The sequence below is a fragment of the Hydrocarboniphaga sp. FW305-C-57 genome (assembly GCF_058783045.1).
On sequence record NZ_JBYSYG010000012.1, the window covers coordinates 144,113 to 151,635 of the forward strand.

The 7,523-nt window shown below is 63.4% G+C and carries 5 protein-coding genes; 3 read left to right on the forward strand and 2 right to left on the reverse strand.

Annotated features, from left to right (window positions below):
- Positions 1–3: 3 nt before the first annotated feature.
- Positions 4–1,665 (reverse strand): L-lactate permease, encoded by a 1,662-nt coding sequence (locus AC3WUM_RS20840; protein ID WP_492412748.1) that lies wholly within the window; start codon positions 1,663–1,665, stop codon positions 4–6.
- Between the two features lie 166 nt (positions 1,666–1,831).
- The gene (locus tag AC3WUM_RS20845) at positions 1,832–4,807 is read right to left on the reverse strand and encodes a diguanylate cyclase (protein WP_492412749.1); all 2,976 of its coding nucleotides are present in this window, start codon (positions 4,805–4,807) and stop codon (positions 1,832–1,834) included.
- A gap of 278 nt (positions 4,808–5,085) precedes the next feature.
- Between AC3WUM_RS20845 and AC3WUM_RS20850 the strand changes: the two genes are divergently transcribed.
- The 3 genes from AC3WUM_RS20850 to AC3WUM_RS20860 all read left to right on the forward strand — a co-directional run bounded on the left by AC3WUM_RS20850 (position 5,086) and on the right by AC3WUM_RS20860 (position 7,484).
- Positions 5,086–5,373 carry a hypothetical protein gene (locus AC3WUM_RS20850; RefSeq protein ID WP_492412750.1) on the forward strand — a complete coding sequence of 96 codons (288 nt, stop codon included), beginning with the start codon at positions 5,086–5,088 and terminating at the stop codon, positions 5,371–5,373.
- A 106-nt stretch (positions 5,374–5,479) separates the two neighbouring features.
- The gene (locus AC3WUM_RS20855; protein WP_492412752.1) at positions 5,480–6,256 is read left to right on the forward strand and encodes a hypothetical protein; all 777 of its coding nucleotides are present in this window, start codon (positions 5,480–5,482) and stop codon (positions 6,254–6,256) included.
- 262 nt (positions 6,257–6,518) lie between these two features.
- Entirely contained in the window at positions 6,519–7,484 is a 966-nt protein-coding gene (locus AC3WUM_RS20860; protein ID WP_492412754.1) for a RelA/SpoT domain-containing protein, read from the forward strand.
- Positions 7,485–7,523: the final 39 nt, after the last annotated feature.

A 7,523-nucleotide genomic window follows, 5' to 3' on the forward strand; every position in this document is an offset into this window, starting at 1 on the left:
AATCTACCGCACCACCATTTCCGTAAACGGAAACACATACGCCTGCAGCGTCACGAACAGACCGACGAGACAGGCCAGCGCGATCGAGTGGAAGAATACGTAGCGCAGGATTTCGCCTTCGTGGTTGAACCAGCGCGTGGCGGTGGAGGCGACGACGATCGACTGTGCGTCGATCATCTTGCCCATCACGCCGCCCGAACTGTTCGCCGCGCCCATCAGGTTCGGTGACAGGCCGAGCTGCTCGGCCGCCACTTTCTGCATGCCGCCGAACAGCACGTTCGAGGCCGTGTCCGAGCCCGTCAGCGCCACGCCGAGCCAGCCCATCAGCGTGCCGAAGAACGGATACAGCCAGCCGGTGTTCGCGAATGCGAGACCGAGCGTGGTGTCGGTGCCCGAAAAGCGAGTCAGCGAGCCGAGCGCGAGCATCAGCACGATGGTCAGCAGCGAATAGCGCACGCGCCAGAAGGTCTGCCCGAACGTCGTCAGCAGGGCCGCTGGCCGATAGCGCATGACCAAGCCGCCGACGATCGCCGCGAGCAAAATGCCGGTGCCGGTCGCGGACAGCAGGCTCAGCGTGTAGATGGCCGCTTCCTTGTGCGGCGTCGTCACCACCGGCGGCATCTTCTCGACGAGTTCGTGCAGCCCGGCGATGACGAGTTTCGGCGCGTACCAGCCGTCGAAGAAGGCCTTCACGGGCGGTAATCCCCAGATGAAGACGAACACCGTGAGAATCGCCCACGGCGTCCAGGCTCGGATCACGGCTGAGCGTCCGTGCACCGTCGGTGCCGCAGCCGGCACGACGGGCATTTCGTCGTGCTGCCGGCCCTTGAGCGAAGCCGATCGCCAGATGCGCCTGGGCTGCCAGACGCGCAGAAACGCGACGAGACTGAGCATCGAAACCACCGCGGCGATCACGTCGACGAGTTCGGGGCCGATGTAGTTCGACACCAGGAACTGCATGATCGCGAAGCTGCCGCCGGTGACGAGCAGCGCCGGCCAGACTTCGAGCATCGCCTTGCGTCCCGCGAAGGCCCAGATCAACCAAAACGGGACCAGCAGCGAGAAGAATGGCAGCTGGCGGCCGATCATCGACGAGACCTCCATGAGGTCGTAGCCGTGCACTTTCGACAGCGTGATGATCGGCGAGCCGAGCGCACCGAAGGCCACCGGCGCTGTGTTCGCGATCAGGCTCAGACCGGACGCGGCGAGTGGCGAGAACCCGAGGCCGATCAGGATCGAGGCCGTCACCGCGACCGGCGTTCCGAAACCGGCCGCACCTTCGAAGAAGGCACCGAAGGCGAATGCGATCAGCAGCAGTTGCAGGCGCCGGTCTTCGGTGATGCCCGCGATCGAATCCTGCAGCACCTTGAAGCTGCCGTTCTGATCGGTCAGCTGATGCAGGAAGATGATGTTGAGCACGATCCAGCCGATCGGCAGCATGCCCATCAGCGCGCCGAGAAATGCCGCATTCGCCGCCATTCCGGCCGGCATGCCGTAGACGAACACGGCCACCAGTAGCGCCGAGACCAGACCCGCCGCCGCTGCGACGTGCGCCTTCAGGTGGAACAGGCCGAGCCCGGCGAGCATGACCACCACGGGCAGCGCCGCGAGCAGGCTCGACAGCCACATGCTGCCGAACGGATCGTAAATCTGCTGCCAAACCATGCTGTCTCCCCGGGCCGGCCGCGTCTTGGAGTTTTATGCGGCCACGATGCGCGGCATCGTGCCAGCGGCGCATCGACTCGGGTGATTGGTCTGACAACTGATGGGAGACGCCAAAGGAAAAACACGGCCTGCGCGCCGTGCAAGCGATTCGCTGCAGCTGCCGCTTCTACGTCTCCCGGCTCTCGGCAAACTCCACCCGATCGCGCCCGCCTCGCTTTGCCGCATACAAAGCCTGGTCGGCCCGATTGATCAGCGCCGCGATGTCCACGCCCTCGCCCTCTGCCCAGGCCACGCCGGCGCTGCTCGTGATCGACAGCGAGCCGCCGTTGAACGTGATCGGGCGGCTGCGCACGGCGTTCATGAGGCGCTTGATGCGCTCGTCCGCGCCGGAGCCGAAGTTGCTCAGCACGATGAGGAATTCCTCGCCACCGTAACGACCGACCCCATCATCCGAGCGCACTGCGCCCGCGAGCCTCGCTGCGACTTCACGCAGTACTTCGTCGCCGGCCGGATGGCCGTAGTTGTCGTTGATCGACTTGAAGTGATCGATGTCGATCAGCACCGCCGCCGTGCGCCTGCCGCTGCGTGCGCCCGCGTCGAGTTCGGATTGCAGGCGATTGAAGATCGCGGTGCGGTTGAGCAAGCCGGTCAGGCCGTCGCGCGCCGCGAGGATGCGCAGGTCCTCGCGCGCCTCGATGAGGGCCTGCTTGTCGCGTTCGAGCTCGCGCGTGCGCTCCTCGACGATCTTTTCGAGCTGTTGGCGCTGCGCGATCAGGCGCCGCTCGCGCCAATTCATGAGTGTGCGCATGGCGATGGCGATCAGGCCCACGACGAGCAACAGCAGCAGCACGATCACCGGCCTGCGCTGCCACCAGCTCGGCGGCACGCTGAAATCGAACTCGACCGTCCCGGAGCTCAGCTGGCGCTGTGGATCGAAAGCCTGCAGTTCGAAGCGGTAATCGCCCCACGGCAGTTTCGGATAGCGCACGTCCGCGTGCTGCGATTCGATCCAGCCGTCATCGACGCCGAGCAGGCGGTAGCGGAACAGCATTTGCCGCGCGGACCCGAGCGGCCAGGCGGCGAACTGCATCGTGAGCTCGTTGCGGCGCCCACTCGTGGCGAGGCCGCGACCGTTCTGGTCGATCGTCATCGCGCTGCCGTTCCAGCGCGTCTCGATGATGCTCGCTCGCGGAGCCTTCAGCTCGGCGAGCAAGGGGCCGACGTCGTAAAGCCGCGTGAGCCCGTTGCTCGTGCCGATGGTGATACTGCCGTCGTCGCCGGCGTAGAACGCGCCGGAGTCGCAATCGTCCCAGACCAATCCGTCGCCGTGCGCGAGCCGCTGCCAGCGGCCATGGTCGTAGACGATCACGCCGCTGTCGGTGCCGATCCAGATGCGGTCCTGCTGGTCGCTGTTCAAAAACGCGGCGGTGTCTTTCGCAAGTGCTGGAAAGGCGATGAATTCGGGTTTCGTACTCCGGATATCGCTCAAGCGAACGAGCCCGCCGCGCGCCGAGTCGACGAACCAGAGTGCCCCGTCGCGTGTCATGTCGCCGTAGCCGAACGCGGGCGCTTCCGGGGCCGGCGCATACGGCAGCCGCGTCGCGCCTCGCTCGGTGACCTGCAGGAGTTCGCGATCGGCCACCGCGACCACACTGCGTCCATCGCTCATGAGCTGGCGATAACCGCGATCCTGCGCATGCACGCGCTCGATGCGCAGCTCGCCATCGCCGGTGGACACCCGGCTGATGCCTGCGTACGTCGCGATCCAGACGCGATCACCCGCATCGACGAGCAGATCGTTGATGCTGTCGGAGATCTTGCCGCGTTGCGTCGCCCCACTGCGCGGGTCGTGCACGAGGATCTGGCCATCGTTGCCCGCCAGCCACATGCGGCCCTGCCGATCGCGGCGTACGTACTGCACGCTGCCGACGCCGAGCTTGGCGCCTTCGGCCCAGGGAGCCAGCGCTTTTCCGTCGCGCCCTGCCCGCGGATCGTAGAGATCGACGCCCAGGTGCGTGGCGATCCAGGTGCGGCCGAGCAGGTCGTCCGCCATCGACCAGACCATACCGTTCTGCAGGCCGTCGGCCGGTCGCAGATGACGCCAGCGATCGTCGCCAAGCCTGCGCAGGAGTCCGGACCCCGCAACGCCGTACCAGCTCGATCCGTCGGCCGCGCTGAGCATCGCGATCACCGGCGGCTCCGGCAGGCCGTCGCTCGTGGTCAGTGCGTTCCACCGTCCGTCGTTCCAGACTGCAATTCCGCTGCCGAGACTCGTGCGCATGCGTCCCTGCGCATCGGGCGCGAGCACGAAGATGTGCGCGCCCGCGAGCATCGGCATGCCGGGCGTGCGGTCTTCGAAGCGCGTCGCGCCTTTGGGCAAGGCGATGATGCGCTCGAGGCTCATCGCCCAGAACGTACCGTCGCCATCGACGGCGTAGCGATACCACTCGGTACTCGGAACGCCCGCGCTTTCATCCCAGACGCGCAGGCCGTCTTCGGCGAGTTCGCACAATCGCATCCCGCAGCCGAGCCACACGATTCCGTTCGCGTCGGTGCCGACGCTGCGAATCTGCGTGCCGGATTCGAGACGATGCTGCGAGTCGTCCGGTGCATAGGGCTCGGCACGCCAGCCGCCTGGCCCACCTTGCACCTGCAACAACTTGCTGACGGCGACGACGAGCAATCCGCCGCCGGGCAGTTCGGCGAGCGTCGAGGTGGTGGCGTTGAGCGATAGCGGACGACCGTCCTCGCCATCAATCGCCGCCAGTCCATCACCCTCGACGACATAGAGACCGGATTGCGTGCCGACCCAGATGCGCCCTGCCCGATCCTGCAACAGCGCGCCCATGAGGTTGCCGTCACCGCCCTGTTCCGAGCGCCCCTGCGCATCGGCGAAATGGCGAAAGCGAGTGCCCTCGAAGCGGTAGAGCCCACGCTGGGTGCCAACCCAGAGGAAATCGTCGCGATCCTGCAGGAGTGAGAACACGTTCGGGTTCGCGAGACCCTGCGTGCGACCATAGGTCGCGAACAGATACGGCGCCGGCATCGGTGCAAGGCCGGCTTGCGCCTCGGCCGCCATCGAGCGCGGCGATCCCGTCAGCGAGACCAGCAGGCCCAGACAGGCGGCCAGTAACGATCGCATGCTGCGCTGTAGCGGCTGGGCTCCGATGGCGTTCGACCTATGGCTTCCGTCTTTTTTTTGCATCGATCCGATCGCGGGCACTCTCAAGCATGCGAGTTTGCCTTTTAATCAGGTGCACCCGGAAGCCCTGTCTGTCCAGTTGGCCGGTCGGCCGAGCAAGGCCTTGATTTGGGACGCCACCGCTCCAGAACCGCGATCTAGTCACCTGATCGGCATCGTCAGCCGTCGAAACCGACACTCCGGCTGCCGAATCCGCGTCGTCGAATGCCGAAACCGGAATGTCGGCGGCCAAGACCCCGCATCCAATCGACGAATCCTCGATGTCAGCCAGCGACACCACCGTGTCAGCCGGCGCATCCGGCGTACGTGCGCACGAAACAGGTGCGTCGATCGTCGAAACCAGCGTGTCAGTCACCGAATCCGTGCGTCACGCCGGTAAAACCATATTGCGCGACGGCCAAACAAAGCGTCACGAGCCTGAATCGGCGGTGTCATCACGCCAAACGGCAGCGCTCATCACCGAAACCGAAGTGGCAGCCGAACAGAACCCCGAATCGCGCCCGTGAATCCGCCGATTCGAGGCTGCAAACGCCACTACGGCATCCCATTACGGTACTGCAACACAGCTCACAGTTCGAGCCGATTCGCGGCTTAAAGACCACAACAACTGTGATGCTGCTCGCTGAACTGCAAACGCCCCTGTTGCATGGTCCAGGAACCCGCCGGCCGGCGGCTCAACCAGGGAAAGACATGAACCGACGCAACGAACTCCGCTATCAGCGGGCCACTGCCGCACGCACCTTTGGCCAGGACCGAGCCACGGATTTTCCACCCGGCACTAAGGCGGCCGAATTGTTCGCCGCGCTCAGTTCGCAACTCGTCAATCTCAACGTCGCCATGTCCGAGCAACTGCCGAGCCGCATCGACAAGCGTCCGCTGCTCAAGAGGCTCGAAGCCGATTGCCGCAAGATCACCCACACTGCCCGTGCCATCGCACTCGCATCCGGCGATCCGGGCTTCGTCACGCCGTATCGCCTGCCCGACAAGCGCAACGAAACGCCGATGCTCACGCATACCGATACCCTGCGCATATTGCTCCAGGACCAGCCCGGCGACAGCGCGCAAACCCTGCAAGCCAAGTCGGCCCTGCGTGCCCGTTTCACCGCCTACGAGTTGCCGGCCGATTTCATCGACGCCCTGGCCCAACGGGCCGACGCCCTGCGCGACGCCCACCGCACCAATCAAGGCGAAACCCAGGACGGAGTCGAAAGCACCGCACGCATCGAGCAGTTGCTCGACAGCACCAGCGACACCATCCGCCAGCTCGACGCGATCATGGTCAACAAGTACGCGGCCGAGCCCGAAAAGCTGCGCGCCTGGAAAACGGCAAGCCGGGTGGAAAAGCCGCCTCAGAAAAAGACAAAAGCAGCGGCCCCGGCGGCGCCTTGAAACTTAGGCCGTCCCTGCTTCATCCTCGGGTCACACGATGCGTTGGTTGCGGAGAAGAGTAAAGGGACGCGCGCTCAGTAAATCGGTTCGGGCTCGCGGTGGACGGACCGGCTTATTGTGCATGCGCATGCCGAACGAGAGCTGGGAGTTCAAATCATTCCAGGGGTTTGGAGACTGCGATGAATTTGTCGAAATGCGTTGCCAGTTATTGGACAATCCCGCGTCTCTTAACGGGCGTTCGGCAGCATTAAGGAGATTAGTAATGGCCTGGACTGAGCCAGCGCATTCCAAAGGGCGGATTGATCGGGCCGGAAAAATTCTGGCTGATTCGATGGTGATTGATGAACATGTTCAAGAAGCATTGGACGTGCTCAACAATTGGCGAGCTGCGCACAGCTTTCCGCTGAACACCATGCAGATGGGCCTCCGGCGAATTGGTCGGAAGACCGATCCCGAGATACTGGTAGCGCAGAGGATCAAGCGGTTGTCCTCGATCGAGCATAAGTTGCGTCGCTTCCCGACAATGAACATGTCTCAGATGCAGGATATCGGGGGGTGTCGTGGCGTAGTTCGGAATATTTCAGCTGTCAGGAACATTGTGGCCGACTATCGCCAAAGCCAGATCAAACACAAGCTCGCTAGGGTTGACGACTACATCGCTACACCACAACGATCCGGATACCGGGGAGTTCACCTGATCTATCGCTACTTCAGCGACCATTCAAAGACCTACAACGGCTTGCAGATTGAAATACAGATTCGATCCCAGCTCCAGCATGCATGGGCAACTGCGGTTGAGACAGTTGGCACCTTTTTGCGCCAAGCGTTGAAGTCGAGTCAAGGACACGAAGAATGGCTGCGCTTCTTCGCAATGATGGGCTCAGCGATTGCCCATCGAGAACGATCGCCAATAGTTCCTGATACACCCGAGTCCAGAACTTCGCTTACAAGAGAACTTCGTCGAGCCACTAAGTCGCTAGGGGTTCTAAGCCGCCTAGAAACGTACGGCGCCGCCTTGCGAACACTTGAAGACGGCATAGGGTCGAAAGCACATTTCTTTTTGCTTGTTCTAAATCCATTGGAGGGCACAACCCAGGTTCGCGGATTCACGCGCTCCGATCTAGAAGCGGCAACGGATGAATATTTGAAGGTAGAAAGATCAATCGCAGACACGCCCGGGGCCGAGGCAGTGAACCGCCCCGGCTTTCGCGGAGGCTCGTTGGTGTGAGTCACGCCGCGATGGCGAGGCTCGGTGGTGGTGAATAGT

Bases quoted from the DNA above. Each gene is read 5' to 3' on its own strand.
- AC3WUM_RS20840 (WP_492412748.1), bottom strand. From the start codon at position 1,665: ATGGTTTGGCAGCAGATTTACGATCCGTTCGGCAGCATGTGGCTGTCG.
- AC3WUM_RS20845 (WP_492412749.1), bottom strand. From the start codon at position 4,807: ATGCGATCGTTACTGGCCGCCTGTCTGGGCCTGCTGGTCTCGCTGACG.
- AC3WUM_RS20850 (WP_492412750.1), top strand. From the start codon at position 5,086: ATGTCGGCGGCCAAGACCCCGCATCCAATCGACGAATCCTCGATGTCA.
- AC3WUM_RS20855 (WP_492412752.1), top strand. From the start codon at position 5,480: ATGCTGCTCGCTGAACTGCAAACGCCCCTGTTGCATGGTCCAGGAACC.
- AC3WUM_RS20860 (WP_492412754.1), top strand. From the start codon at position 6,519: ATGGCCTGGACTGAGCCAGCGCATTCCAAAGGGCGGATTGATCGGGCC.